Source organism: Aequorivita sublithincola DSM 14238 (assembly GCF_000265385.1).
GTDB classification, from domain to species: domain Bacteria; phylum Bacteroidota; class Bacteroidia; order Flavobacteriales; family Flavobacteriaceae; genus Aequorivita; species Aequorivita sublithincola.
This window is the reverse complement of sequence record NC_018013.1, coordinates 941,281-966,310: the sequence shown is the minus strand read 5'-3', so window position 1 is coordinate 966,310 and position 25,030 is coordinate 941,281. Positions and strand designations below refer to the sequence as shown.

The following is a 25,030-nucleotide window of genomic DNA, read 5'->3' as shown; positions in this document are numbered from 1 at the left end:
AAATGAGTAAAACCTTCGTTTCATATAATAATATCTTCAGCAGTCTTGGTTTTGACAGCAAAACGGTGGTTGAAAATATTTCAAAAGGAAATTCAGGACTTGAAAAACTTGAAAATGCTTCCCTCTTGCCAGAACCTTTTTGCGCTTCAATGATTTCTTCGGAAAAGATTAAAAACGAATTTAGCAAAATCGGGGATGCTTCACAGTTTACAAAACTTGAGCAAATGATGATTCTTTCGTTGAAGGATGTGATTGATGCCTCAAAAATTCCTTTGAATGAAAAAGTAGGTTTGTTAGTTTCAACCACAAAAGGAAATATAGATGTGCTTGAAAAAGAAAATAATTTTCCGGAAAGTCGTGCTTATTTAAGCGAACTGGGAAAAATAATTCAAAACTTTTTCGGCTTTAAAAATGAAGCTATTGTGCTTTCAAATGCCTGTGTTTCTGGCGTTCTTTCGGTTTCTGTTGCAAAACAATTTATATCTGAAAAAAAATATGACCACGTTTTCATAACTAGTGGAGATCTGGTTTCAAAGTTTATTCTTTCAGGTTTCAATTCCTTCCAAGCTTTATCTCCAGAACCTTGCAAACCTTATGATAAAAACCGAGTTGGAATTAATTTGGGTGAAGTTTCGGCAAGTGCTTTGGTTACTTCTTCAGAAAAAAATCTTCCAAAGGAAGCTGTTGAAATTCTAGGCAATGCAACATGCAACGATGCCAACCATATTTCGGGTCCTTCACGAACAGGCGAAGGTCTTTTCCGAAGTGTGAAAGCTGCCTTGAAAGAAGCAAATTTAAACGCTTCAGAAATAGATTATATTTCCGCACACGGCACCGCTACAACTTTTAATGATGAAATGGAGGCTATAGCTTTTAATCGTTTGGGAATGAAAAATGTTCCAATTAATAGTTTGAAAGGATATTTTGGACATACTTTGGGAGCTTCAGGTTTGCTGGAAACTATTGTGGGAATGCACTTTATGGAAAAAAATATGCTTTTTTCTTCCAAAGGATTTTCCGACCTTGGCGTCTCAAAATCAATAAATATCATTAAGCAGAATACACCGAAATCCTTGAATACCTTCCTAAAAACCGCTTCAGGTTTTGGAGGTTGCAACACAGCGGTAATATTTAAAAAACAACTAACCAACCAATTATAAATGCAAACAACCACAAAAAAAATGAATGCTATCGAGGCATTGGAAGAAGCACATCGGATTGCTTTTGCGCCTTTTGTTTTTCAGGCTTCCGTATCGCTGCGGAAACTTGGAATTCTCGATTACATTTTTGAGAATCGGAAAGATGGCGGACCTACAGCAACAGAAATTTCTCAAAAACTTTCATTAAGCGAATACGGCGTTGGAGTACTTCTGGAAATTGCACAAACCTCTAACATTGTCAACAAATGTGAAGCGGAAAAGTATGAATTAACCAAAGTTGGCTATTTCCTTAACTATAATGAAACCGCAAGTGTAAATCTCAATTTTGCACATGATGTGTGTTACAAAGGATTATTTTATCTAGACGAATCTATCAAAACAGGAAAACCCGAAGGTCTAAAAGAATTGGGTGAATGGCCAACTATTTATGAAGGTCTTTCCAAGTTAAAACCCGCTGAACAAAAGGCGTGGTTTGATTTTGATCACCACTATTCTGATGATATTTTTGCAGAAGCACTTGAAAAAATATTTGAAAGTAAACCCAAAACACTTTTTGATATTGGTGGAAATACGGGCAAATTCTCTATTAAATGTTGCCATTTTAATGAAGATGTAAATGTGAAAATAGTCGATTTGCCAGGTCAGTTAAAAATGGCTTTGGCTAATGCTGAAAACAACGGTTTTAAAGATAGAATTTCTGGTCACCCGATTGATTGGCTTTCAGAAAATCCTCAAATTCCAACAGGTGCAGACTTAATTTGGATGTGTCAGTTTCTAGATTGTTTTTCAGAAGATGAAATTGTAAAAGTTTTAAGTATTTGTGCAAGATCAATGGATGAAAATGCGCAATTGGTAATTGTTGAAACTTTCACCGATAGACAAGCCTTCCGTGCGTCGCAGTTTATTTTGGAGGCGACTTCCTTATACTTTACAGTGCTTGCCAACGGCAATAGTAAAATGTATCCCGCCAGCGTTTTTATCAAATTGATTGATAAAGCAGGCTTAAAACTTCAAGAGGATTTTGCTCTTGGCGATTATCACACAATGTTGGTCTGCAAAAAGAAATAATATTTTGTCTAAGAATTTTCATATAAAAAGCTTTTGCCATATAAAAAACCAAACCTTTTCGTTGAATGGGGAATTGCTTTTTAATGTAGAAAACGAGCAAGAAGGAGAATTCATAGATTTTTCAACTTTTATAAAGAGTGCCTATAAAAAATTTGAAACAGCGTATCCAAAATTTTTTAAGATGGACAACCTAAGTAAGCTTTCATTTTTGGCTGCTGATGTTTTGTTGAAAAATGAAAATTTAAGCGAAGAGGAAAACAATATTGCCCTCATTTTTTCAAACAAAGCGTCCAGTTTAGATACAGACAGAAAACACCAAGCCGCAATTCAAAATGATGCCGAATACTTTCCCAGTCCAGCCGTGTTTGTTTACACATTACCAAATATTTGTTTGGGCGAGATAAGTATTAAGCACAAGCTGTATTCTGAAAATAGTTTTTTTATCTTTGACCGCTTCAACGCCGAACATTTACAGCTGTACGCCAGCAGTTTATTGCGAAGCAAAAAAGCCGAAAAAGTCCTCTGTGGCTGGGTAGATTATGATGAAAACAGTTACGAAGCCTTTCTTTATTTAGTAGAGAACGAAGGCGAAATTGAACATAACACGAAAGAAATAACCAGATTATACCATACATTATGAGCGAATTAAAAGAAGAATTAAAAGCAAAAATCATTGAGCAATTGAATCTTGAAGACGTGTCTGTGGCAGAAATAGCAGATGATGACGCTCTTTTTGGCGACGGCCTTGGTTTAGATTCTATTGATGCTTTGGAACTTATAGTGATGCTGGATAAAGATTACGGCATCCGTCTAAGCGACCCGAAGGAAGGGAAAAAGATTTTTGAATCTGTACAAGTTATGGCAGATTATATTGAGGCAAACCGCACGAAGTAATTTCTGACATTTCAGGCTGAGCACAGTCGAAGTCTTTTTTAATTTTTACAAAATCTCTTATTTTATAAATGAGCAAAGGTATAGCCATAACCGGAATGGGCATTATTTCTGCAATTGGAAACAATGTGGCAGAAAACTACGATGCGCTCATAAATGAAAAGAAAGGCATTACTCGTGTAGATAATGTTGAAACCATTCAGCGAGACGAAATTATGGTGGGTGAAGTAAAATTCACAAATGATGAATTGATTGCCCAATTAAAGCTTCCGTCTTCAAACAACTATTCCCGCACCGCAATGCTCGGTGCTATTGCCGCAAAAGAAGCAATTGCCGATGCTGGAATTACCGATATAAAAAAATACAAAACAGGTATAGTTTCCGGCACAAGCGTGGGTGGAATGGATATGACTGAAAAATATTATTACGAATACCTTACCGAAAAAGAACCCCAAAAATATATTGAAAGCCACCACGCGGGCGATTCCACTCAAAAAATTGCAGAGCAACTAGGGATTGAAGAAAGTTTGGTAACTACAATCAGTACTGCTTGTTCTTCGGCTGCCAATGCGATTATGCTTGGCGCCCGATTATTAAAATCGGGAAAATTGGACAGAGTTTTGGTTGGCGGCGCAGACTGTCTTTCAAAATTTACCATCAACGGTTTTAAAACTTTGATGATTTTAAGTGATACTTTCAATACTCCTTTCGACGAAAACCGAAAAGGATTAAATCTTGGCGAAGCCGCCGCATTCTTAGTTTTAGAAAGTGATGCAGTTGTAAAAGCAGAAAACAAAAAAGTATTAGCTTACGTAAAAGGCTACGGAAATGCTAATGACGCCTTTCATCAAACCGCCTCTTCAGAAAATGGTGATGGAGCAACTTTGGCAATGGAAAAAGCACTGAAAGTAGCAGGTTTAAAGGCTTCAGAAATTGATTATATAAATGCGCACGGAACTGCAACGGGCAATAATGACCTTTCAGAAGGGAGAGCAATCCTTCGTGTTTTTGGCGAAGAAATGCCAGAATTCAGTTCTACAAAAGCATACACAGGCCATACTTTAGCGGCTGCTGGCGCTATTGAAGCGGTTTATTCAATTTTAGCAATGCAGAACAACGTAATTTTTCCAAACTTGAATTTTAAAACGTCTATGAAAGAATTTTCAATGATTCCACAAACAGAATTGAAAACGAAAGTATTGAATACCGTGCTTTCAAATTCATTTGGTTTTGGAGGAAATTGTTCAGCGGTAATATTTTCAAAAGAAGCGTAATGAAAAAGGTTTACATAAATAGCATCGCCTCTATTTCACCACAAAAAACGTATGATAATAGTATGTTTTTGGATGAAATAACAGATTACAACGATACCGTAATTTTTGCACAAGACCCAGATTATAAACAATACATTCCGCCCGCGGCTTCCCGCAGAATGGCGAAAGGAATAAAAATGGGCGTAGTAGCTTCAAAAATCGCGATGGACGAAGCTGGAATAGAAACTGCGGATGCTATCATTACTGGAACAGGAATGGGCTGTATGATAGATTCCGAAAAATTTGTGAGTGCTATTATTGATAATAACGAGCAATATTTAACACCAACTTCATTCATTCAAAGCACTCACAACACTGTCGCTGGGCAGATTGCCTTGGGGATGGAATGTAAAGCTTATAATTTTACATACGTACATTCGGCAATTTCATTTGAATCTGCTTTGCTCGATGCAAAAATGCAACTAGAAAACGACGAAGCTAATGATATTTTAGTTGGTGGCGTGGAAGAATTAGGCGCTCATACCACAAAAGTTCACCGCGTAATAAATCATATAAAACCTGAAGCAGTAACAATTTCAGAAGTTTTAAAGTCGAAAACGGAGGGTGCTGTGTTTAGTGAAGGGGCTAACTTTTTTGTAGTTTCAAACGAGAATAAGAAAAGTTGTTATGCCGAATTAATTGCTCTCGAAACCTTTAATACCCTCAAAAAAAATAGGGTTTCTGAAACAATCGAAATTTTTTTAAAAGAAAATAATATAACGAGTAACGATGTTGACGCAGTAGTTTTTGGTAATAACGGCGATGTATATTTTGACGGTTATTACGACCAACTTTCCAAAGGAATTTTCAATAAAACGCAACAGATTTATTACAAACATTTGGTGGGTGAAAACAATACCATTTCGGCTTTTGGAGTTTGGTTGGCTTCAAAAATTCTAAAAACGCAAACCATTCCTGACATTGTTAAAATCAACGATGTTAAATCTTCAGAGATTAAAACCATCGTGTGTTACAATCAATATCGCGGAGAAAATCATAGTCTTATTTTACTGAAAAAATGTTGAAATTTTACACCATAAACGCCTTGGCTTTAGTAGTCTTTTTTGGACTGCTGCTAGGTGGGTTTTTTGCTGAAGTTCAGGCTTGGCTTTACGTTTTGTTCGTTTTAATATGGTTTGTAATTACTGCAATTGGCTCTTTTCAAATTAAGCTGAATTATCATCTTCAATCGTTAAATCACAACTATAAAACTTCAGAAAAATACGTTTCAATAACTTTTGACGATGGTCCAAATCCTGAGTTTACTCCAAAAGTTTTAACACTTTTGGAAAGACGTGAAGCAAAGGCTACCTTCTTTTTAATAGGAAAAAATGCTGAAAAACATCCCGAAATAGTTCGCCAAATAATTGAAGAAGGACACACAATCGGTAGCCATTCCTATTCACATTCCAAAAACTTTGGATTTTTTTCAACTGAAAAAGTTCATAATGATTTAGAAAAAAGTAATTCAATCTTAAAGGAAATTACTAGGAAGGAATTAAAAATGTTTCGTCCACCTTTCGGCGTAACGAATCCAAACATTAAAAAAGCGCTGCGGAAAACAGGACATCATTCCATTGGCTGGAGCAAACGTAGCCTAGACACAACAAATCTTTCCGAAGAAAAAATTTTAAAAAGAATAACGACAAATCTTAAAAAAGGCGATGTAATTCTGCTTCACGATAGCAGTTTAAAATCCGTTGCTGTATTGGAACAGTTATTGCTACTTTTGCAATCGCACGAATTGCAGTCGGTTCCAGTGGATCGACTGCTTGAAATTGAAGCTTATGCGCACTAATTTTTTATTGCTATTTTTTATTTTGGTTGGAAGCACTTTTCAAGCTCAGGAAACCGCTATGAGTACTACTGAAATTGCTTCGTTTAAAGAAAAAGTAATCGCATCGGCAAAAACGACAACTTCAATTAAAACAGATTTTGTACAATATAAACACCTCGATTTTTTAGCAGACGATGTAAAAACCTCAGGAAAGATGGTTTTTAAATCGCCCAATTTAGTGAAATGGGAATACACAAATCCGTACAAATACAGTGTAATTTTTAAGGAAGATCAATTACTCATTAACGATGGCGGTACAAAAAGCCAAGTAGATATCGGCAATAGTAAACTCTTCAAAAAACTGAATCAACTAATCGTTAATAGTGTAAAAGGCAATATGTTTAACGACTTGGATTTCACGGTTAATTTCTTTAAATCTTCAAAATACAACAAAGCAATTTTCATTCCGAAGGATAAGAAAATTGCGGGTTATATTGCTTCATTTGAATTGTTTTTCAATAAAGACGACGCTCAAGTTTATGAAGTAAAAATGGTGGAACCGTCAAAAGATTTTACACGAATTGTTTTCAGCAACCGAACCTTAAATGGCACCATAAATGATTCGGTTTTTAGTAATTAGCGCTCTTTCATTTTTCGTGTTGAGTTCTTGCTCGTTGAAGACTACGGAAGGCTTGCGGCAAATAGATTTCAATAAAACTGTAATTGAAAATCCTTACTTTTCAAACCCAGAAATTGATTATGTTTATAAGGCTAAAATTGAAGTTTACAACAAAAACTTTGGTGGAATTTTAATTATAAAAAAGACAGGTACAGAAAGTCACAGAGTAGTTTTTACAACAGAATTTGGAAGCAAACTATTTGACTTTCAGTTTGAAGGCGATACTTTTACCAAGAATTATGCGGTGGAAGATTTAGATAAAAAAATCTTTATCAATATTTTGAGAGATGATTTTAAGTTGTTGGTAAACCAAAGTGCAATGACTTTAGCTGTTTATGAATCTGAAAACCAGAAAATTTATAAAACGCAATCTGATAAAAAATTCAATTTTTACTTTTTTGAAAACGATTCTGAAAAGCTATTAAGGATTGTAAACACATCAAAAACAAAGGAGAAAGTGGAAATTGATTTCACTTCTTCCGAAGATAAAATTGCAGATACAATCGTAATAAAACACAACAATATCAAGCTAACGATTGATTTGGAGAAATTTAAAAAAGACTAATATGCTCATAGAAGGATTATATAAAATTGTTTCTACCGAAAATACTGAAACTGGTATTTCAACAAAGATTCTTTTAAACAAAGACCACGCAATTTTTAAAGGTCATTTCCCTGGAAATCCTGTGATGCCGGGTGTTTGTATGATTCAAATTATAAAAGAACTTACCGAAGAAAATACTGGAAAGAATCTATTTTTGTCGGTTTCGTCAAACATAAAATTTATGGCGATTATCAACCCAGAAAAAAATCCTGATTTGCAGCTCGTTATTGATATTACTGAGGAAAACGAAGAAATTAAAGTGAAAAACACTACTTCTTATGAAGAAACAGTAGCCTTGAAACTGAGTGCTACTTTTAAAATTATTTAAACTTAGTCTAATCCTGACAGGTTTTTAAAACCTGTCAGGTTTGAGTCAAGACTTTAAAATTATGAAAAACATATTTATATTATTATTTTTCATTTCCTTTTTTGGAAACGCACAAGATTTAAAAGAAATCCGCGCCCAATACCCAAAAGCAGTTGAAAGCACTGAAATAACTGCAAAATTTGATGGCGAATTTTCGAACGTAGATTCATCAAGCAAACCAACTTTACTTGCTTACAAAGGAGCAGTTTTAACCTTAAAAGCTAAATTCGCAAAAAAGAAAAGCGATAAAATAGATTTTTTTAAGGAAGGTGTTTCTCTAATTGAGAGTGCAGTAAAAGCAGAGCCTTCAGATATTGAAATCCGTTATATCCGTATGTCTGTACAGGAAAACTCACCAAGATTTTTGGGATATCATAAAAATATAGAAGAGGATAAAGAATTTATTTTGAAGAATTATCCGAATGTCTCTTCTAAAGAATTGAAAATGGTGATTAAGGATTTTGTCATGAATTCGGAGAATTTTAATGAATCTGAAAATTCAGCGTTCAAATAATTTGAAGGTGAATAACACAAAAGCCATTCTTGGATTTTGTTCTTACTTCTTAAAACTTATATTTGCTTTGCGTCCTCTGTTCCTCTGTGGTTTCTATTACACCACAAAGACACAGAGTTCACTGAGAAAAAATCTTAAATGAATCAAAAACTACTTTCAGAAAACTTTAAAACCCTGAAATGTTGTGTAATTATTCCCACTTATAATAATTACAAAACGTTACAACAGGTAGTTGAAGGCGTTTTGGTTTTTACCGAAGATGTGATTGTGGTTAACGATGGTTCTACAGATTCCACTGCAGAAATATTGCTCCAATTTCCACAAATACAGCAAATCCTTCTTATAAAAAATAAAGGTAAAGGCAATGCCCTTCGCCAAGGTTTTAAGCACGCCGATAGTTTAGGATATCGTTACGCCATTACCATTGATAGCGACGGACAACATTTTCCAGAGGATATTCCAGTGTTTGTCGAAGCATTGGAAAACGATTCAAACAAAGAAATTCTGCTTATTGGAGCTCGTAATATGACGCAGTTAGGCGTTCCTAAAAAAAGTAGTTTTGGGAACAAATTCTCCAACTTTTGGTTTTGGGTAGAAACCGGAACCCGCCTTCAAGACACACAATCTGGTTTTCGATTGTATCCACTTTTTGCAATGAAGAATTTAAAATTCTACACCAACAAGTTTGAATTTGAAATTGAGGCCATTGTAAAAGCAGCGTGGAGTGGTATTGAAGTGAAAAATGTTCCAATACGCATCCATTACGAACTTGAAAATAGAGTATCTCATTTTAGACCTTTCAAGGATTTTACGCGTATCAGTATTTTAAATACTTGGTTTGTGCTAGTTACATTTTTTTATATAAAACCTCGAAATCTTTTCAGAAAACTAAAAAAAAAAGGACTTAAAAGGTTCATAATGGAAGATCTTTTAGGTAGTGATGATTCTGCTGAAAAAAAGGCGCTTTCCATTGCGCTTGGCGTATTTATTGGTTTTTCGCCTATTTGGGGATTTCATACCATTAGCGTTATTTTTTTAGCGATACTCTTTAAACTTAACAAAGCAATTGCCTTTGCTTTTTCCAATGTCAGTCTGCCACCGTTTATTCCTTTTATTCTATATTTCAGCTTAAAATTAGGCAGTTGGATTTTGGGTGAAAATTTTGTGCTCTCCTTGAACGAAATTGATCCAAGTTTAGAGTTAATGAAATATTTAAAATCTTATATTGTTGGCAGTTTGGCTCTTTCGGTTTCCGCAGCAATTATGTGCGGTATTGCGGGCTATTTAATCTTAACGTTGTTTGAGCGTAAAAATATTTTCAACAATGGGTAAATGGTTTTTTAAAGCATATCAATTTCTACTAAAAAATAAAATCTGGAGTGCAATTGCCTTTCTGGTGTTGCTCTCTGGCTTGGTATTCTTGGTTTCTAAAATTCGTTTTGAAGAAGATATTTCAAAATTGATTCCTATAAATAGCGAATCGCAAAATCTTCAAAAAGTACTTAAAACTGTAAATTTCACAGATAAGATTATTGTGACTATCCATCGGGAAGATGCCACATCTATTGATAATCTTACCGAATATGCCACTGAATTTATTGATAGTCTACAAACAAATTCTCCTGAATACATAAACAACATCCGCGGAAAAGTAAACGACGACGATTTACTGCGCACCATGAGTTTTGTGTATGAAAATCTACCCTTGTTTTTTGATAAAGATGACTATAAAACCATTAGCAATAAACTGCAAAAAGATAGTATTGCGGCAATAACCGAAGCGAATTACAAAACCCTAATTTCTCCTTCGGGCATTGTTTCAAAAGATATTATTCTGAAAGATCCGCTCGGACTTTCATTTATCGCTTTAAAAAAGTTAAGACAATTAGGCGTTACAGACGACTTTGTTTTGAAAGACGGTTTTTTGGTAAGCAAGGACGAAAAAAATATTCTACTTTTTATAAGTCCGAAATTTGGAAGCAGCGAAACTTCTGAAAATAGCAAGTTTGCTGATGACTTGTACGCACTTCAAAATACATTAAACCACAAATATTCCGGAAAAGTAAAAAGTGAATATTTTGGCGCCGCACTCATTGCAGTTGCAAACGCAGAACAAATTAAAAATGATATACAATTTACGGTAGGAATTGCATTGACGTTGCTGGTTTTGGTTTTTATTTTTTTCTATAGAAAAATTTATGTTCCTATAATTCTGTTTGTACCAACCGTTTTTGGAGGACTATTAGCAGTTTCAATTTTATATTTGCTTCGTGAAGAAATTTCGGCAATTTCACTTGGTATCGGTTCGGTTTTACTGGGCGTTACCCTCGATTATTCGTTGCATATTTTAACTCATATTCGCAATAACGAAACAGTTGAAAGTTTATATAAAGATGTAGCGGAGCCAATTTTAATGAGCAGTTTAACTACTGCGTTGGCGTTTTTTTGTCTATTGTTTTTGGACTCGCAAGCTTTACAAGATTTGGGAATTTTTGCAGCGGTTAGTGTTTTAGGCGCATCTGTTTTTGCGCTTTTCTTTATTCCTTTAGTTTATAGAAATCCGCTTTCGCGTAAGCAACAAATTAATGTTTTAGACAAGGTTGCCGATTATCAATTTCATAAAAATAAGTGTTTACTCATTGGGTTGGGCGCAGTTTTCTTTGTTTCAATTTTCACGTATCATAAAGTTGAATTCAACAAAGACATTTCAAAACTAAATTATGAACCTGCGGAAATAAAAGCCGCGATGCAGCATTTGGATGAGTTGACCGATATTTCTTCAAAATCGGTTTATTTGGCGACCTATGGAAAATCTGTGGAAACCACGCTTCAACTAAACGATTCCATTCATGAAACTTTAGAATTGCTGAAAGAAGAAGGGAAAATAAGCAGTTTCAGTTCCATTGGTGCTTTGGTACATTCCCAGCGCGACCAAAGAATGAAGATCGCCGAATGGCAACGATTTTGGAGTGAAGCTAGAAAAGATAGCACTAAAACAAATTTGATTGAAAGCGGAGAGAAGAGAGGTTTCAAACCCAAAACTTTCAGCAACTTTTACACCTTTTTAGATAAAAATTTCGAAACGCTAAAACCTGAAGATTATCAGCAAATACCTTCCGTGCTTTTAGAAGATTACATTAAAACGGAAGCCGATTTCACCACAATAACAACGCTCATTAAGTTAGATGACGAAAACGCTTCAGAAATTAAAAACGCTTTTAAAGAAATTCCGAATACGCTTATAATTGACCGCCAGGAAATGAATGAGACATTTTTAGGGAACCTCAAAAATGATTTCAATAGCTTGATTGGCTACTGTTTATTAGCGGTTCTTTTGATACTCTTTCTTTTCTTCCGAAGTATTGCGCTCACCCTGGTTACTGCTGTTCCCATATTTATTACATGGTTTATTACGTTGGGAATAATGGGGCTTTTTCATATTCAGTTCAACATTTTCAACATCATCATTTCCACCTTCATCTTTGGTTTGGGAATTGATTATAGCATTTTTATGACCAAAGGTTTGCTGAAAGAACTCCGCACTGGCGAAAAAGTAATGGCAACAAATAAAACCTCGATAATGCTTTCGGTTTTAACTACTATTTTGGGTGTTGGTGTTTTGGTTTTTGCGAAGCATCCTGCCTTGTATTCAATATCGATAGTTTCAATTATAGGTATTTTTTCAGCAATGATTACAGCTTTTACCCTGCAACCATTGCTGTTTAAACTTTTCATTGGCAGCTCAAAAAAGCATCCAATAACCCCGAGGATGTTTGTGCACTCAGTTTTGTCTTTTGGTTATTTTGGGTTGGGCGGAATTTTTCTTTCCATTTACAGCATCACTTTAATGCCGCTTATTCCTTTCAGCAAAAAGATGAAAATGGGTTGGTTTCACAAAGTGATTTCAAAATTTATGAAATCGGTACTTTATACAAATCCGTTTGTGAAGAAAAAGATTATAAATGAATCAAAAGAAGATTTCTCAAAACCAGCTGTGATTATTGCAAACCATACTTCATTCTTAGATATTTTGGCAGTTGGAATGCTAAATCCTAAAATCTGTTTTTTAGTGAACGATTGGGTTTATAATTCACCAGTTTTTGGAAAAGCAGTACAAAAAGCAGATTTCTATCCAGTTTCTAGCGGCATTGAAAACAGCCTCGAACCACTCAAAAAGAAGATTGAACAAGGTTATTCTTTAATGGCTTTTCCAGAAGGTACGCGCAGCTTGAGCAATAAAGTAAAGCGTTTTCACAAAGGAGCTTTTTATTTGGCAAACGAATTTAATTTAGACATAATTCCAGTATTAATTCACGGAAATAGCGAAGTAAATCCTAAAGGTAGTTTCATCATAAAAGATGGAAGCATAACCGTTAAAATTCTACCTCGCATAAAGGCTGAAGACAATACTTTAGGCGAAAATCATACACAGCAAGCAAAAAGAATTGGTGCATATTTTAAAGATGAATTTTCAAGTCTTCGCAATCAAATTGAAGGTCCAAAGTATTTTCATAAACTTGTTTTGGAAGAATATCGATATAAAGGCGATGCGTTATATCGAAGTGTGAAAAAGGAATTAAAAGAAAATGCTGAAATTTATTTTAAAGTAATTCGTCAAGTTAATAAAAGCGGTAACATCGCTCACATTTCTGATGATTCCGGGCAACTAGATTTCCTTTTGGCAATGGATGGCCCAGATCGTAAAATTTTCAGTTTTATTGAAGATTCTGAAACACGGACTATTCTTCAAAATAGCTATGTTACTCAGAAATACGGAAAGCTCCATTTTGTTGAAACTGTTTCAGAAACTTTACAGTCAGAAATTGAAACATTAATTATTTCTTCAGAGAAAATGGCTTCCGAAGTAATATCACTTTTTTCCACTTATTCAATAAAAACCATTGTTTTATTGAGAGCGGTTGCGCTTGCAGAAACCGAAAATATTATTACATTAGGCTATCAAAATATATATCAAGATGCTAATATTTGTATCTTGAAAGAAAAGGTAATCATAACATAATGACTGAAAAATACGATGTAGTAATCATTGGTAGCGGCCTCGGTGGGTTAGTTTCAGCCATTATTATGGCCAGAGAAGGTTACAGCGTTTGTGTACTCGAAAAAAACCAACAGTTTGGTGGTAATCTTCAAACATTTGCACGTAACAAAACCATTTTTGATACTGGCGTTCACTACATTGGCGGGCTTTCCGAAGGTCAAAATCTTTATAGATATTTCAAGTATTTAGATATTTTGGATGACATTTCACTTAAAAAAATGGACGAAGATGGTTTTGACAGAATCACTTTTGATAATGATCCAAAAGAATACCGCCACGCTCAGAGTTACGAAAATTTCAAGAAAGTATTACTCAAAGATTTCCCAGAAGAAGAAAAAGCTATTGATGCTTATTGCAAACAAATGCAGGATACTTGCAGCTTTTTTCCGCTTTACGGTTTAAAACTTGGGAAGCCTTATTATGAAAACACTTCGCTTTTTGAAGTGAATGCAAAAGATTTTATAGACTCCATTACCGATAACGAAAAGCTTCGCGCGGTGATGGGCGGTAGTAATTTACTTTATGCGGGCGAAGGCGAACGCACCCCTTTTTATATGCACGCGCTTTCGGTAAATTCATATATTGAAAGTTCGTATCGTTGTATTAACGGCGGAAGTCAGATTACAAAAGCATTGTTAGCGCGTTTTCGTGAAAAAGGCGGAAAAGCTCATAAACGCCACGAAGTAACAAAGTTTGAAACTGAAAACGGACGTGTAACAGCCGTTCAAACCGCAAACGGAAAAACAATTTACGGTGATATTTTCATCTCAAACGTAGATCCAAAGATGACTTTGGATATGGTTGGACACGAAAACTTCAGAAAATCATACACCAGTCGGATCGAGAATATTGAGAGCACCGTTGCAGCTTTCACGCTTTATTTGGTTATGAAACCCCATTGTTTCAAGTATTTAAACCATAATTATTACCACTTTAAAGATTACAAAGGTATTTGGGACGTTCATAATTACACCCAAGAAAGTTGGCCGGAAGCTTATATGGTTTCTATGGGAATTAAGAAAGACAAAGAAGAATATGGCGATAATATCACGGTGATGACCTATATGCACTTTAATGAAGTTGCTCCGTGGGCAGACACTTTTAATACTGCTGCTGACAAAAACGAGCGCGGTGAAACTTACGAAGAATTCAAAGCCCATAAATCCGAAGTAATTATTAAAGAATTAGAGAAAAAATTTCCAAATCTTCGGGATTGTATTGAGGCTGTTTATGCTTCTACGCCATTGTCCTACCGTGATTATATTGGTTGCAACAAAGGTTCAATGTATGGTTATGTGAAAGATGCCAACAATCCATTAAAATCCTTCGTTTCGCCACGCACCAAAATGAAAAATCTTTTTTTTACGGGTCAAAGTTTAAATATGCACGGTATTTTGGGCGTTACCATTAGTGGCGTCGTTACTTGTTCCGAAATTCTGGGAGGGGAATATTTACTAGATAAAATTTTGAAGGCTACAAACACTGAAAAAGAAACCACTTAATATTTTTGGAAAATGAGTCACATTAAAACGACAGAAATTGAAAGAGTCCGAAAAATTTCGAAGGAGGAATTTATTCAGAAATATTACAAACCTCAAAAACCTGTTTTAATTGAAGGTTTGACGCAAAACTGGGAAGCCTTTCAAAAGTGGAATTTGGATTATATTCAAGCCCAAGCTGGCGACCAAATTGTTCCACTTTATAACAACGAACCTACCAAAGGCAAACAAAATTCCGCAGAACCAGCCACAGAAATGAAGATGGCCGATTATATTGAATTGATAAAAACCAAACCCACAGACCTTCGAATATTTTTTTACGACCTAAAAGTGAAATTACCTGAACTTCTAAAGGATTTTGAATATCCAGATATTGGTCTCAAGTTTTTCAAAAGACTTCCTGTGCTTTTTTTCGGAGGGGAAGGATCGAAAGTATTGCCACATTACGACATGGATTTGGCAGATTTGGTGCATTTTCATTTTCACGGAACTAAAAGCGTGATGCTGTTTTCACCCGAACAGACAAAGTATTTGTATAAAATTCCTTTCGCAGTTCATAATTTGGAAAGCATAGATTTAGATAATCCAGATTTTGAAAAATATCCCGCACTGCAATATTTGGAAGGTCTTCACGCTACAATGAAACACGGCGATGCGCTCTATATGCCCAGCGGATATTGGCATTATATAAAATATTTGGACGGCGGATTTTCGATGACGCTTCGCGCTTTCCCTCGGAATGTTGGTCGTTTAGGAAATATGCTTTACAACGTTTTATTGATGCGAAATTTTGAAAACCTGATGCGCAAATCCTTCGGGCAGAAATGGATTGACTACAAAGAAAGTCGCACACTTGCAAAAACCAACAAGAGTGCTGCAAAGCTGAAAAAAAGTTAAAATGAAGCATTTAGAAAAAATATTCGCGTTTGCGATCCTATTGTTTTTTCTGAATTCATGCGGAGTTTCTAAATCACTGCATAATCGACCAGATGTTAGCGGTTACGATGCTTCAATCCCCGAAAAAGTAAAAATAAACGATTCCACTTTTGTTGCCGGAAATAATTTTCTTCTGAAAAATAAACAAGGTCAATGGGAACTATATGTGAAAGGAAACCCACTTCAAATTGGCGAAATTACGGGAAGTTTAACGCAAGACTTAATGCAAAAGCAAGAAGCTATTTTCTTCAACAAAGTAGAAGATTTGGTGCCTTCAAAAACGCAACAATATTTACTTCGGAAGTTTTTGGCTTGGTACAATCGAAAAATGTATCAACACATTCCTGAGGAATACAAAGCTGAAATTTACGGGCTTTCAAAATATTCGTCTTCAAATTTTAGTGAGATTGGTGAGCCATATTTGCGATTACTCTATCTGCACGGCGCCCACGACATTGGTCACGCTTTGCAGGATTTAATGCTTGTGGGCTGTTCTTCTTTTGCCGTTTGGGGAGATAAAACAGTGGATGGCGAATTACTTATAGGAAGAAATTTCGACTTTTACGCAGGTGACGATTTTGCGAAAGAAAAAATTATTGCATTCGTAAACCCTTCCGAAGGGCATAAATTTATGTCGGTAACTTGGGGAGGAATGATTGGCGTAGTTTCTGGAATGAACGACCAAGGTTTGACGGTAACCATAAACGCAGGAAAATCAGAAGTTCCATTAACTGCGAAAACACCAATTTCAATTGTAACACGGGAAATTCTACAATATGCCTCAACTATTGATGAGGCGATTGCAATTGCTAAAAAGCGAGAAGTTTTTGTTTCCGAAGCTATTTTTGTGGGAAGTGCAAAAGATAAAAAAGCAGCAATTATAGAGGTCGCGCCTGATAATTTTGGCGTTTACCAAGTTGAAAATACGGATGAACTAATTTGCAGTAATCATTTTCAAAGTGAAGCCTACAAAAACGACGAACGAAACTTAAAATGGATTGCCGAAAGTCACTCAAAGTATCGTTTTGAGCGAATGGAAGAACTGATTTCAGAAGATGAAAAACTGAATGTTTCCGATGCCGTTGCTATTCTTCGGAATAAAAAAGGGTTAGACAATAAAGAAATCGGTTTTGGAAATGAAAAAGCTTTAAACCAGCTTTTGGCACATCACGGAATTGTTTTTAAACCTGAAAGTAGAAAAGTATGGGTTTCTTCAAACCCATATCAGTTGGGAGAATTTGTTGAATATGATTTGAATGAGGTTTTTAAGAGTTGGGAAGGAAATCCTTCAACAACGTCGGTTTCAAACTCAAAAGAAAATGTGGCAGAAGATCCATTTGTTCATTCAAAGGAATACCAAGATTACGAAGAATACCGAATTTTGGAGCGCGAAGTAGAAACTGCAATTGAAAACAAGAAAACTATTTCCGCAGAAAAGCTTTCAGCAATGCAACAAAAGAATCCTGATTATTGGAAAGTCTATTATCTAACTGGAAAGTATTACTTTGAAAAGAATTACAACGCCGCGGCCAGAAAAGCATTTGAAATTGCATTAACCAAGGAAACAACAACAGTTCCAAATAAAGAAAGTATTAAGAGATATCTCCAAAAACTAAATAAATAACTCTGTGTCCTTTGCGTCTCTGTGGTTAACTTTCGGCCACAAAGACACAGAGAGCACGAAGAAAAGCTCGAAATGATCCCAGAAATAGAAAAAGCATCCAAACAAGAAATTAAAGCCTTTCAAGAAGAAAAATTGAAAGAAACGCTTCAATATTTAAGTGAGCATTCGCCGTTTTATAAACGCTTTTTCAAAGAATATAAAATTCAGGTTTCTGAAATTAAAACCTTGGAAGACCTTCACAAAATTCCAGTAACGACGAAAGATCATCTTCAACGATTCAACGATGATTTCTGCTGCGTTCCAAAGGCTGAAATTATTGATTATGTAACAACTTCGGGCACTTTGGGTGATCCTGTAACTTTTGCTTTAACGGATAAGGATTTGGAAAGACTGGCTTACAATGAAGCCATTTCTTTCGCCTGTTGCGGAGTGGGTAAAGAAGATACCTTACAATTAATGACCACAATGGATCGTCGTTTTATGGCTGGTTTGGCTTATTTTTTAGGCGCACGAAAACTGGGTTCAGGAATTATTAGAGTGGGTTCTGGCATTCCTGAACTTCAGTGGGATTCTATTTTAAAATTTAAACCTACCTATTTAATTACCGTTCCGTCATTTCTTTTAAAGCTGATTGAACACGCAAAACAACAAAATATTGATCTTAAAAATACAGGAGTAAAAGCGGCGATTTGTATTGGAGAACCTATTCGGAGTCAAGATTTTGAACTTAATATTTTAGCAAAAAAGATAAAAAAGGATTGGGATATTGAACTTTTTTCAACCTACGCATCTACAGAAATGAGTACCGCCTTCAACGAATGTGAAATCCACAATGGCGGCCACCATCACCCAGAACTCATAATTGCTGAAATTTTAGATGAAGAAAACATGGCTGTTGCCGAAGGGGAAGTTGGCGAATTAACAATAACCACTTTGGGGGTGGAAGCAATGCCATTATTGCGTTTTAAAACTGGTGATATGGTTCAAGCATACAATGAACCTTGCAATTGTGGCAGAAACACTATGCGTTTAGGGCCTGTAGTAGGAAGGAAAAAACAGATGATTAAATATAAAGGAACAACGCTTTATCCGCCAGCGATGCATAATATTCTTAACGATTTTTCAGAAGTGGAAAGCTACGTTATAGAAATTTTTCACAATGAATTGGGTACAGATGAAATCTTAATAAAAATTGCTTCGGAAAACATTTCAGAAGAATTATTGCTTGAAATTAAAGACCATTTCCGCGCAAAACTACGAGTTGCACCAAAAATTGAATTTGCTATTTCAGAAGAAATTCAAGCATTACGCTTTCCCGCAATGAGCCGTAAACCTGTTGATTTAATTGATAGAAGGATTTAATTTTCAACAGGAATACTTTCCTGCATCAATTTCCAACTGTATTTTTTTTCGCTCTTTTTATCCATATCGAATACCGAATAATAGCGCAATAATTGTGTGCTGTCTTTTGGATTGTTTTTTAAAGGCACCAAACTATCACTCATATTGCTTTTGTGAATATCAAAACGATTAACGGGTTGTTTCCACAAAGAGTCTTTATAAACAAAAAGATAATATTCATTAAAGTTTGTGTCTTTAAGTTTGGCGTTTACTAACAAAACATCATTTCGGAAATTTTTAAGTTTTAATAATTTCAACTCAGCACCAATACTTTCAGGAATACTAATTTCTGGTAATATTTCCTTTTCAAAACCAATAATAGTAGTTTCATTGGCGGTGTCGACACTTTTTACATAAGCATATAAAGTATCTTTAGTTCCACTAAAATCTCCTTTCACTGCGCCATTCGGCAATTTTGTAGCTGCTTTAGGCTCCTCAATAACTCGCTTAGTTTCTGTATTTGGTTTTTTACATCCAAACAATAGAAACGGTAAAACTAGAAGAATATATTTCATTTATATCTTAAAAGTAATCACAGGCATATTGGCGTGGTTCACCATATCTTCACTAATACTGCCATTAAGGAAATGTGAAATACCTTTACGTCCGTGGGTTCCCATTCCAATTAACTGGGCGTTAATAAAATGAGTAAAATTGAGAATTCCTTTTTCCACGGAAGTATCGTTATAAATGTTCAATGAGTAATTTTCAACATCCATCCCTCTCACAAAATTCTCCATAATTTCTTGGGCTTGAACAGAAGTTTTAAACCCTGCAGGCGTATTTACATACAACAGGTGCATCTTGGCATCCACTTTTTTGGCGAATTTCTGAGCTTTAGTTAATGCTCCACGTCCTTCATCAGAAAAATCAGTAGCAAATACAAAATCTGTAATGTTGAATTCTGGATGATTATTTTTAATCACAAGAACTGGCGTGTTTGAGGTCCGAACCACTTTTTCAGTGTTACTTCCCACAAACATTTCTTTAAAACCGCTGGCGCCGTTGGAACCCATAACGATTAAATCTATCTTGTTTTTTTTGCAGGCAGATTCAATGTCTTCATAAATTTCGTTGTGGCCAATGGCTTCGTTTAGAGCGATATCTTTTAAATAATCTTTTTCACGAAGATCGTTAAACCGCTTTTCGGCAAGCTTTATAAAATATAAAGATTCAGGAAGACTACCTGAATTAGAGGAAGAGGAAAGATGTAGTGGCATTTCCATGGAGTGAAGTACATAGATTTCGCTATGGTGTTGTTTAGCAAGATTTATAGCTACTTTTAGAGCGTTTTCAGCTTGTTCGGAAAAATCTGTAGGGACTAGAATGCGTTTCATAAATTTTGGTTATTTATTGTTTTTTTAGCACCATTAAGATACGAAAATAATTCGTTTGAGCTTGGTTTTTATAATATTAAAAAATATAGTATATTTGCACCGAATTTGATACGAAATTATCTGAGGGGACTAAAGTCCCCTCTTTTTATAGCTTAAAATGATGCGTGAAAAAGTAGCAAAACTGCTGGAAGATGCGCTGGAAGAAAACAAATCACTGTTTTTGATCGACCTCAATATTTCTGAAGACAACCAAATTAGGGTCATCCTGGACGGCGATAAAGGCGTTACGGTAGAAGATTGTATGGCGATTAGCCGTGCAATTGAACACAATATAGACAGAGAGGAATATGATTTTTCTTTGGAAGTAATGTCGTCCGGTGTTTCAGAACCATTGACCTTGCCAAGGCAGTACAGAAAAAACTTGGGCAGAAACTTAAAAATTAAAACTAAAAACGACGAAAAATTTGAAGGGGAACTAATTACTGCAACCGAAGAAAGTTGTACCTTAACATGGTCTGCGCGCGAGCCAAAACCTGTTGGTAAGGGAAAAGTAACCGTTCAAAAAGAGGCAACATTGCCTTATAAAGATATTATGGAAGCAAAAGTGATGATAACATTTTAATTGGATTGATATGGAAAACTTAGCACTAATCGATTCTTTTTCGGAATTTAAAGACGACAAACAAATAGACAGAGTAACGCTAATGGCGATACTTGAAGAGGTTTTTAGAAACGCCCTTAAGAAAAAATTTGGGAGTGATGATAACTTTGATATAATCGTAAACCCAGACAAAGGTGATCTTGAAATATGGAGAAACCGTGTGGTAGTTGCCGATGGCGAAGTGGAAGATCCTAATGAGGAAATTTCATTATCCGCCGCACAAAAAATTGAACCCGATTTTGAAATTGGGGAAGATGTTTCTGAAGAAGTAAAACTTATTGACCTTGGTCGCCGTTCTATTTTGGCGCTTCGTCAAAATCTTATTTCAAAAATACATGAGCACGACAATACCATTATATATAAGCAGTTCAAGGATCTTGAAGGTGAAATATATACGGCAGAGGTGCATCACATTCGTCACCGCGCCGTTATTCTTTTAGATGATGAAGGCAACGAAATTATCCTTCCAAAGGAAAAACAAATTCCTTCAGATTTTTTCAGAAAAGGAGACAATGTTCGTGGAATCATTGAAAGTGTTGATCTTAAAGGAAATAAGCCAACAATTATAATGTCTAGGGCAGCTCCAGTATTTTTGGAAAAACTTTTTGAGCAGGAAATACCAGAAGTTTTTGACGGTTTAATTACTGTTAAAAAAGTAGTGCGTATTCCAGGAGAAAAGGCAAAAGTAGCGGTAGATTCCTATGATGATCGTATTGATCCAGTAGGCGCCTGTGTAGGTATGAAAGGTTCGAGAATTCACGGAATTGTTCGCGAATTGGGTAATGAAAACATAGATGTTATAAACTACACAAGCAACCTTACCTTATATATTACCCGTGCGTTGAGTCCGGCAAAAGTAACTTCAGTAAAAATAGATGAAGTGAAAAAACGCGCTGAGGTTATTCTTCGCCCAGAGGAAGTAAGTAAAGCAATTGGTCGCGGCGGGCACAACATTCGTCTTGCAGGTCAATTAACAGGCTATGAGATAGACGTGCTTCGTGAAGGAGCAGAAGAAGACGTAGAATTAAGCGAATTCTCTGACGAAATAGAAGGATGGATCATCCAAGAATTCAGTAAAATTGGTCTAGATACTGCTAAAAGTATACTAGAACACGACATCAACGATTTGGTAAAACGAACCGATTTGGAAGAAGAAACCATCCGTGATGTAATTAATATATTAAAAGAAGAATTTGAAGAGTAGTTAAAACTTTAGTTACTTTTATACAAATTTTTTAAAAAGACAAAACAGGAAAAAGCATTTATGGCTGAAGAAAAATCGATAAGGCTAAACAAAGTATTGCGCGAATTTAATATCTCATTAGATCGTGCTGTGGAATTTTTGAAAGATCACGGCTACGAAGTAGACGCGCGGCCCACTACAAAAATTTCCAACAAGGAATACGAAGTTCTTTTTGAAGAGTTTGAAACCGACAAAAGTAAAAAAGTAGCTAGCAAGGAAGTAGGCGAAGAAAAGCGAAAAGAAAAGGAAGAATTCCGTTTGGAGCGCGAACGTGAGATTGAAGAAAAGCAGAAAAAGGAAGAAGCTTCTAGAGTTATAAAGGCGGAGACTAAACTTGCTGGCCCTAAACAGGTCGGTAAAATTGATCTTTCTACCGGAAAACCCAAAAAAGAAGAACCTAAAGCAGCGGAAACTCCAGTTGAAAAACCTGAGGTTAAAGAACCCAAGAAAGAGGAAAAAGTCGAAAAACCTGAGGTTGTAGCTGAAAAGCCCAAAGCCGAAAAGGTTGAAGAAAAACCTGTTGCTCCTGCTAAAGAAGAAAAAGAAGTAAAGGAAAAGGTTGAAAAACCTGCTGAAAAAGCCAAAGAAACGGCTGAAGCAAAAGAGGAACCAACAGCAGAGACTCCAAAAGAGTCTGACACCGTTACAACTCAATATCGCAAATTGGATGGGCCTAACTTTACAGGTCAAAAAATAGATCTTACTCAGTTCAAAAAACCTGAAAAGAAAAAGGATCCTAAGTCCGACAATAAAGATAAAAAAGGTAAAAGACGCCGCATAAGTAAAGAAGCTCCTAAGCCTGGAACTTCAACTGGTGGAAATACTAGAGATAATCGCAGTGGTGGAGCCGGAGCTAGAAAAGGCCGAAGCAATACTCCAAAAGAAGAGCCAAGCGAAGAAGAAGTACAAAAACAAGTTCGCGAGACCCTTGAAAAACTTCAAGGTAAATCTTCTAAAGGAAAAGGTGCAAAATATCGTAGAGAAAAACGTGATACACACCGTCAAAAATCTGACGAACTTGCACAACAAGAAGCAGACAACAAACTTATAAAAGTAACTGAGTTTGTTACTGCAAGTGAAATGGCTACAATGATGGACGTTCCAGTAACCAAAATTATTTCAGCTTGTATGAGCTTGGGTATGATGGTTACCATGAACCAACGTCTAGATGCCGAAACCATAAGCATTGTTGCAGATGAATTTGGTTACGAAGTAGAATTTGTAACTGCCGATCTTGAAGAATCCATTGATCGCGAAGTAGATGCTCCAGAAGATCTTGAGCCACGCGCGCCAATCGTTACCGTTATGGGTCACGTTGACCACGGTAAAACATCACTTTTGGATTACATTCGTAAAGAAAATGTAATCGCTGGTGAATCTGGTGGAATCACCCAGCACATTGGTGCTTACGGTGTTAAACTGGAAGGCGGACAAAAAATAGCATTTCTAGATACTCCTGGTCACGAGGCGTTTACCGCAATGCGTGCCCGTGGAGCTCAGGTTACCGATCTTGCAATTATTGTAGTTGCAGCGGATGATGCTATTATGCCACAAACCAAAGAAGCTATTAGCCATGCCCAAGCTGCAGGTGTTCCAATAATTTTCGCAATAAACAAAATAGATAAACCCGCCGCAAATCCTGAAAAAATTAAAGAAGGTCTTGCACAAATGAACCTCTTGGTTGAGGATTGGGGTGGAAAAATACAATCACATGATATTTCTGCAAAAACAGGTGATGGTGTAAAGGAATTACTTGAAAAAGTATTACTTGAAGCAGAATTACTTGAATTGCACGCAAATCCAAATCGCCGTGCCAATGGTACCGTTGTAGAAGCATTCCTAGGCAAAGGCCGTGGTTATGTTTCAACCGTTTTGGTACAGAATGGAACGCTAAGAGTTGGCGATTACCTACTTGCTGGACAACACAGCGGAAAAGTAAAAGCAATGCAGGATGAGCGTGGAAATAACGTGAAAGAAGCCGGTCCATCAACCCCAGTATCAGTACTTGGTCTTGATGGCGCACCACAAGCAGGTGATAAATTTAATGTGTTTGAAGATGAACGCGAAGCAAAAACAATTGCTACAAAACGTACACAACTTCAGCGTGAGCAATCAGTAAGAACACAACGTCACATTACGCTTGATGAAATTGGAAGACGTATCGCTCTTGGTGATTTCAAAGAATTGAACATTATCCTTAAAGGTGATGTGGATGGTTCTGTTGAAGCATTAACAGATTCATTCCAAAAACTTTCTACGGAAGAAATTCAAGTAAATATAATCCACAAAGCGGTTGGTCCAATAACCGAAAGTGATGTGTTGTTGGCTTCAGCTTCCGATGCAATTATTATTGGTTTCAACGTTCGTCCAATGGGTAACGCACGTCAAATTGCAGATAAGGAAGAAATAGATATCCGTACTTACTCAATCATTTACGACGCTATAAACGACGTAAAAGATGCGATGGAAGGATTGCTTTCTCCAGAAATGAAGGAAGAAATTACCGGTACTGCTGAAATTCGCGAAACTTTCAAAATTTCGAAAGTGGGAACAATTGCAGGTTGTATGGTATTAACTGGAAAAATATTCAGAAACTCGAGTATCCGTCTTATACGTGAAGGTGTAGTTGTTTACACTGGTGAACTTGCTTCTTTAAAACGTTTCAAAGACGATGCTAAGGAAGTTGCCAAAGGATACGATTGTGGTATTCAAGTTAAAAACTACAACGACATCTATGAAAATGATATAATTGAAGCTTTCCAAGAAGTAGCAGTTAAGAAAAAGTTGAAGTAATTCAATTTTTGAAATAAATTTTAAAACGACCTAAAGATTAGTTTCTTTGGGTCGTTTTGGTTTCCTGCAAGGCGTCTCCCGCTTTTCGCGGGACTCCTTGTAGG

Annotated in this window: 22 protein-coding genes; 20 read left to right on the top strand and 2 right to left on the bottom strand. The window is 36.0% G+C overall.

Translation table 11 applies throughout. The features are described from left to right. Window positions 1–2 precede the first annotated feature (2 nt). The 17 genes from AEQSU_RS04550 to flxY all read left to right on the top strand — a co-directional run bounded on the left by AEQSU_RS04550 (window position 3) and on the right by flxY (window position 18,853). Window positions 3–1,160, top strand: a complete 1,158-nt coding sequence (locus tag AEQSU_RS04550; protein ID WP_014781685.1) for a beta-ketoacyl synthase N-terminal-like domain-containing protein — start codon at window positions 3–5, stop codon at window positions 1,158–1,160. Continuing rightward, a complete protein-coding gene (locus AEQSU_RS04545; protein WP_014781684.1) occupies window positions 1,161–2,228 on the top strand; it encodes a methyltransferase in 1,068 nt (355 codons plus the stop codon). Window positions 2,229–2,232: 4 nt separating this feature from the next. Next, window positions 2,233–2,868, top strand: coding sequence for a hypothetical protein (locus tag AEQSU_RS04540; RefSeq protein ID WP_014781683.1), 636 nt, complete (start codon window positions 2,233–2,235; stop codon window positions 2,866–2,868). Then, window positions 2,865–3,122, top strand: coding sequence for a phosphopantetheine-binding protein (locus tag AEQSU_RS04535; RefSeq protein WP_014781682.1), 258 nt, complete (start codon window positions 2,865–2,867; stop codon window positions 3,120–3,122). The genes AEQSU_RS04540 and AEQSU_RS04535 overlap by 4 nt, the downstream gene beginning before the upstream one ends. A 68-nt stretch (window positions 3,123–3,190) precedes the next feature. Further along, on the top strand, window positions 3,191–4,393 hold the full coding sequence (locus AEQSU_RS04530; RefSeq protein WP_014781681.1) for a beta-ketoacyl-[acyl-carrier-protein] synthase family protein: 1,203 nt from the start codon (window positions 3,191–3,193) through the stop codon (window positions 4,391–4,393). Beyond that, window positions 4,393–5,457 carry a beta-ketoacyl synthase N-terminal-like domain-containing protein gene (locus tag AEQSU_RS04525; protein WP_014781680.1) on the top strand — a complete coding sequence of 355 codons (1,065 nt, stop codon included), beginning with the start codon at window positions 4,393–4,395 and terminating at the stop codon, window positions 5,455–5,457. The genes AEQSU_RS04530 and AEQSU_RS04525 overlap by 1 nt, the downstream gene beginning before the upstream one ends. Next, window positions 5,451–6,230: a polysaccharide deacetylase family protein gene (locus AEQSU_RS04520; protein ID WP_014781679.1), complete on the top strand. Its 780-nt coding sequence runs from the start codon at window positions 5,451–5,453 to the stop codon at window positions 6,228–6,230. The genes AEQSU_RS04525 and AEQSU_RS04520 overlap by 7 nt, the downstream gene beginning before the upstream one ends. Then, window positions 6,220–6,849 carry a flexirubin biosynthesis/transport protein LolA2 gene (gene lolA2, locus AEQSU_RS04515; RefSeq protein ID WP_014781678.1) on the top strand — a complete coding sequence of 210 codons (630 nt, stop codon included), beginning with the start codon at window positions 6,220–6,222 and terminating at the stop codon, window positions 6,847–6,849. The genes AEQSU_RS04520 and lolA2 overlap by 11 nt, the downstream gene beginning before the upstream one ends. Further along, the gene (lolB2, locus tag AEQSU_RS04510) at window positions 6,827–7,453 is read left to right on the top strand and encodes a flexirubin biosynthesis protein LolB2 (RefSeq protein ID WP_014781677.1); all 627 of its coding nucleotides are present in this window, start codon (window positions 6,827–6,829) and stop codon (window positions 7,451–7,453) included. Before lolA2 ends, lolB2 begins: the two co-directional genes overlap by 23 nt. A 1-nt stretch (window position 7,454) precedes the next feature. Then, window positions 7,455–7,820, top strand: a complete 366-nt coding sequence (locus AEQSU_RS04505) for an ApeI family dehydratase (protein ID WP_014781676.1) — start codon at window positions 7,455–7,457, stop codon at window positions 7,818–7,820. Between the two features lie 61 nt (window positions 7,821–7,881). Further along, on the top strand, window positions 7,882–8,373 hold the full coding sequence (locus tag AEQSU_RS04500) for a hypothetical protein (RefSeq protein WP_014781675.1): 492 nt from the start codon (window positions 7,882–7,884) through the stop codon (window positions 8,371–8,373). Between the two features lie 138 nt (window positions 8,374–8,511). Next, window positions 8,512–9,705 (top strand): DUF2062 domain-containing protein, encoded by a 1,194-nt coding sequence (locus tag AEQSU_RS04495; protein ID WP_014781674.1) that lies wholly within the window; start codon window positions 8,512–8,514, stop codon window positions 9,703–9,705. Beyond that, entirely contained in the window at window positions 9,698–13,393 is a 3,696-nt protein-coding gene (locus AEQSU_RS04490; protein ID WP_014781673.1) for an MMPL family transporter, read from the top strand. The genes AEQSU_RS04495 and AEQSU_RS04490 overlap by 8 nt, the downstream gene beginning before the upstream one ends. Beyond that, window positions 13,393–14,934 carry a phytoene desaturase family protein gene (locus tag AEQSU_RS04485; protein WP_014781672.1) on the top strand — a complete coding sequence of 514 codons (1,542 nt, stop codon included), beginning with the start codon at window positions 13,393–13,395 and terminating at the stop codon, window positions 14,932–14,934. The genes AEQSU_RS04490 and AEQSU_RS04485 overlap by 1 nt, the downstream gene beginning before the upstream one ends. A gap of 12 nt (window positions 14,935–14,946) precedes the next feature. After that, window positions 14,947–15,828 (top strand): cupin-like domain-containing protein, encoded by an 882-nt coding sequence (locus AEQSU_RS04480; protein WP_014781671.1) that lies wholly within the window; start codon window positions 14,947–14,949, stop codon window positions 15,826–15,828. A gap of 1 nt (window position 15,829) precedes the next feature. Further along, a complete protein-coding gene (locus AEQSU_RS04475; RefSeq protein ID WP_014781670.1) occupies window positions 15,830–17,491 on the top strand; it encodes an acyl-CoA--6-aminopenicillanic acid acyl-transferase in 1,662 nt (553 codons plus the stop codon). Between the two features lie 72 nt (window positions 17,492–17,563). Beyond that, window positions 17,564–18,853 carry a flexirubin biosynthesis putative acyl-CoA ligase FlxY gene (gene flxY / locus AEQSU_RS04470; RefSeq protein ID WP_014781669.1) on the top strand — a complete coding sequence of 430 codons (1,290 nt, stop codon included), beginning with the start codon at window positions 17,564–17,566 and terminating at the stop codon, window positions 18,851–18,853. Here the strand turns inward: flxY and AEQSU_RS04465 are convergent. Both AEQSU_RS04465 and AEQSU_RS04460 read right to left on the bottom strand, forming a co-directional pair. Further along, complete coding sequence (locus AEQSU_RS04465) at window positions 18,850–19,407, bottom strand: hypothetical protein (protein WP_014781668.1); 558 nt, start codon at window positions 19,405–19,407, stop codon at window positions 18,850–18,852. The two genes, flxY and AEQSU_RS04465, sit on opposite strands and share 4 nt — an antisense overlap. Then, window positions 19,408–20,229 (bottom strand): universal stress protein, encoded by an 822-nt coding sequence (locus AEQSU_RS04460; RefSeq protein WP_014781667.1) that lies wholly within the window; start codon window positions 20,227–20,229, stop codon window positions 19,408–19,410. A gap of 157 nt (window positions 20,230–20,386) precedes the next feature. Here AEQSU_RS04460 and rimP point away from each other — a divergent pair, with 157 nt between their 5' ends. The 3 genes from rimP to infB are packed head-to-tail and all read left to right on the top strand — an operon-like array spanning window position 20,387 to window position 24,926. After that, on the top strand, window positions 20,387–20,851 hold the full coding sequence (gene rimP / locus AEQSU_RS04455; RefSeq protein WP_042491631.1) for a ribosome assembly cofactor RimP: 465 nt from the start codon (window positions 20,387–20,389) through the stop codon (window positions 20,849–20,851). 10 nt (window positions 20,852–20,861) lie between these two features. After that, window positions 20,862–22,094, top strand: a complete 1,233-nt coding sequence (nusA, locus tag AEQSU_RS04450) for a transcription termination factor NusA (protein ID WP_014781665.1) — start codon at window positions 20,862–20,864, stop codon at window positions 22,092–22,094. Window positions 22,095–22,154: 60 nt separating this feature from the next. Then, complete coding sequence (gene infB, locus AEQSU_RS04445; protein WP_014781664.1) at window positions 22,155–24,926, top strand: translation initiation factor IF-2; 2,772 nt, start codon at window positions 22,155–22,157, stop codon at window positions 24,924–24,926. Window positions 24,927–25,030: the final 104 nt, after the last annotated feature.

Bases quoted from the DNA above. Each gene is read 5' to 3' on its own strand.
- AEQSU_RS04550 (WP_014781685.1), top strand. From the start codon at position 3: ATGAGTAAAACCTTCGTTTCATATAATAATATCTTCAGCAGTCTTGGT.
- AEQSU_RS04545 (WP_014781684.1), top strand. From the start codon at position 1,161: ATGCAAACAACCACAAAAAAAATGAATGCTATCGAGGCATTGGAAGAA.
- AEQSU_RS04535 (WP_014781682.1), top strand. From the start codon at position 2,865: ATGAGCGAATTAAAAGAAGAATTAAAAGCAAAAATCATTGAGCAATTG.
- AEQSU_RS04530 (WP_014781681.1), top strand. From the start codon at position 3,191: ATGAGCAAAGGTATAGCCATAACCGGAATGGGCATTATTTCTGCAATT.
- AEQSU_RS04525 (WP_014781680.1), top strand. From the start codon at position 4,393: ATGAAAAAGGTTTACATAAATAGCATCGCCTCTATTTCACCACAAAAA.
- AEQSU_RS04520 (WP_014781679.1), top strand. From the start codon at position 5,451: ATGTTGAAATTTTACACCATAAACGCCTTGGCTTTAGTAGTCTTTTTT.
- lolA2 (WP_014781678.1), top strand. From the start codon at position 6,220: ATGCGCACTAATTTTTTATTGCTATTTTTTATTTTGGTTGGAAGCACT.
- lolB2 (WP_014781677.1), top strand. From the start codon at position 6,827: ATGATTCGGTTTTTAGTAATTAGCGCTCTTTCATTTTTCGTGTTGAGT.
- AEQSU_RS04505 (WP_014781676.1), top strand. From the start codon at position 7,455: ATGCTCATAGAAGGATTATATAAAATTGTTTCTACCGAAAATACTGAA.
- AEQSU_RS04500 (WP_014781675.1), top strand. From the start codon at position 7,882: ATGAAAAACATATTTATATTATTATTTTTCATTTCCTTTTTTGGAAAC.
- AEQSU_RS04495 (WP_014781674.1), top strand. From the start codon at position 8,512: ATGAATCAAAAACTACTTTCAGAAAACTTTAAAACCCTGAAATGTTGT.
- AEQSU_RS04490 (WP_014781673.1), top strand. From the start codon at position 9,698: ATGGGTAAATGGTTTTTTAAAGCATATCAATTTCTACTAAAAAATAAA.
- AEQSU_RS04485 (WP_014781672.1), top strand. From the start codon at position 13,393: ATGACTGAAAAATACGATGTAGTAATCATTGGTAGCGGCCTCGGTGGG.
- AEQSU_RS04480 (WP_014781671.1), top strand. From the start codon at position 14,947: ATGAGTCACATTAAAACGACAGAAATTGAAAGAGTCCGAAAAATTTCG.
- AEQSU_RS04475 (WP_014781670.1), top strand. From the start codon at position 15,830: ATGAAGCATTTAGAAAAAATATTCGCGTTTGCGATCCTATTGTTTTTT.
- flxY (WP_014781669.1), top strand. From the start codon at position 17,564: ATGATCCCAGAAATAGAAAAAGCATCCAAACAAGAAATTAAAGCCTTT.
- AEQSU_RS04465 (WP_014781668.1), bottom strand. From the start codon at position 19,407: ATGAAATATATTCTTCTAGTTTTACCGTTTCTATTGTTTGGATGTAAA.
- AEQSU_RS04460 (WP_014781667.1), bottom strand. From the start codon at position 20,229: ATGAAACGCATTCTAGTCCCTACAGATTTTTCCGAACAAGCTGAAAAC.
- rimP (WP_042491631.1), top strand. From the start codon at position 20,387: ATGATGCGTGAAAAAGTAGCAAAACTGCTGGAAGATGCGCTGGAAGAA.
- nusA (WP_014781665.1), top strand. From the start codon at position 20,862: ATGGAAAACTTAGCACTAATCGATTCTTTTTCGGAATTTAAAGACGAC.
- infB (WP_014781664.1), top strand. From the start codon at position 22,155: ATGGCTGAAGAAAAATCGATAAGGCTAAACAAAGTATTGCGCGAATTT.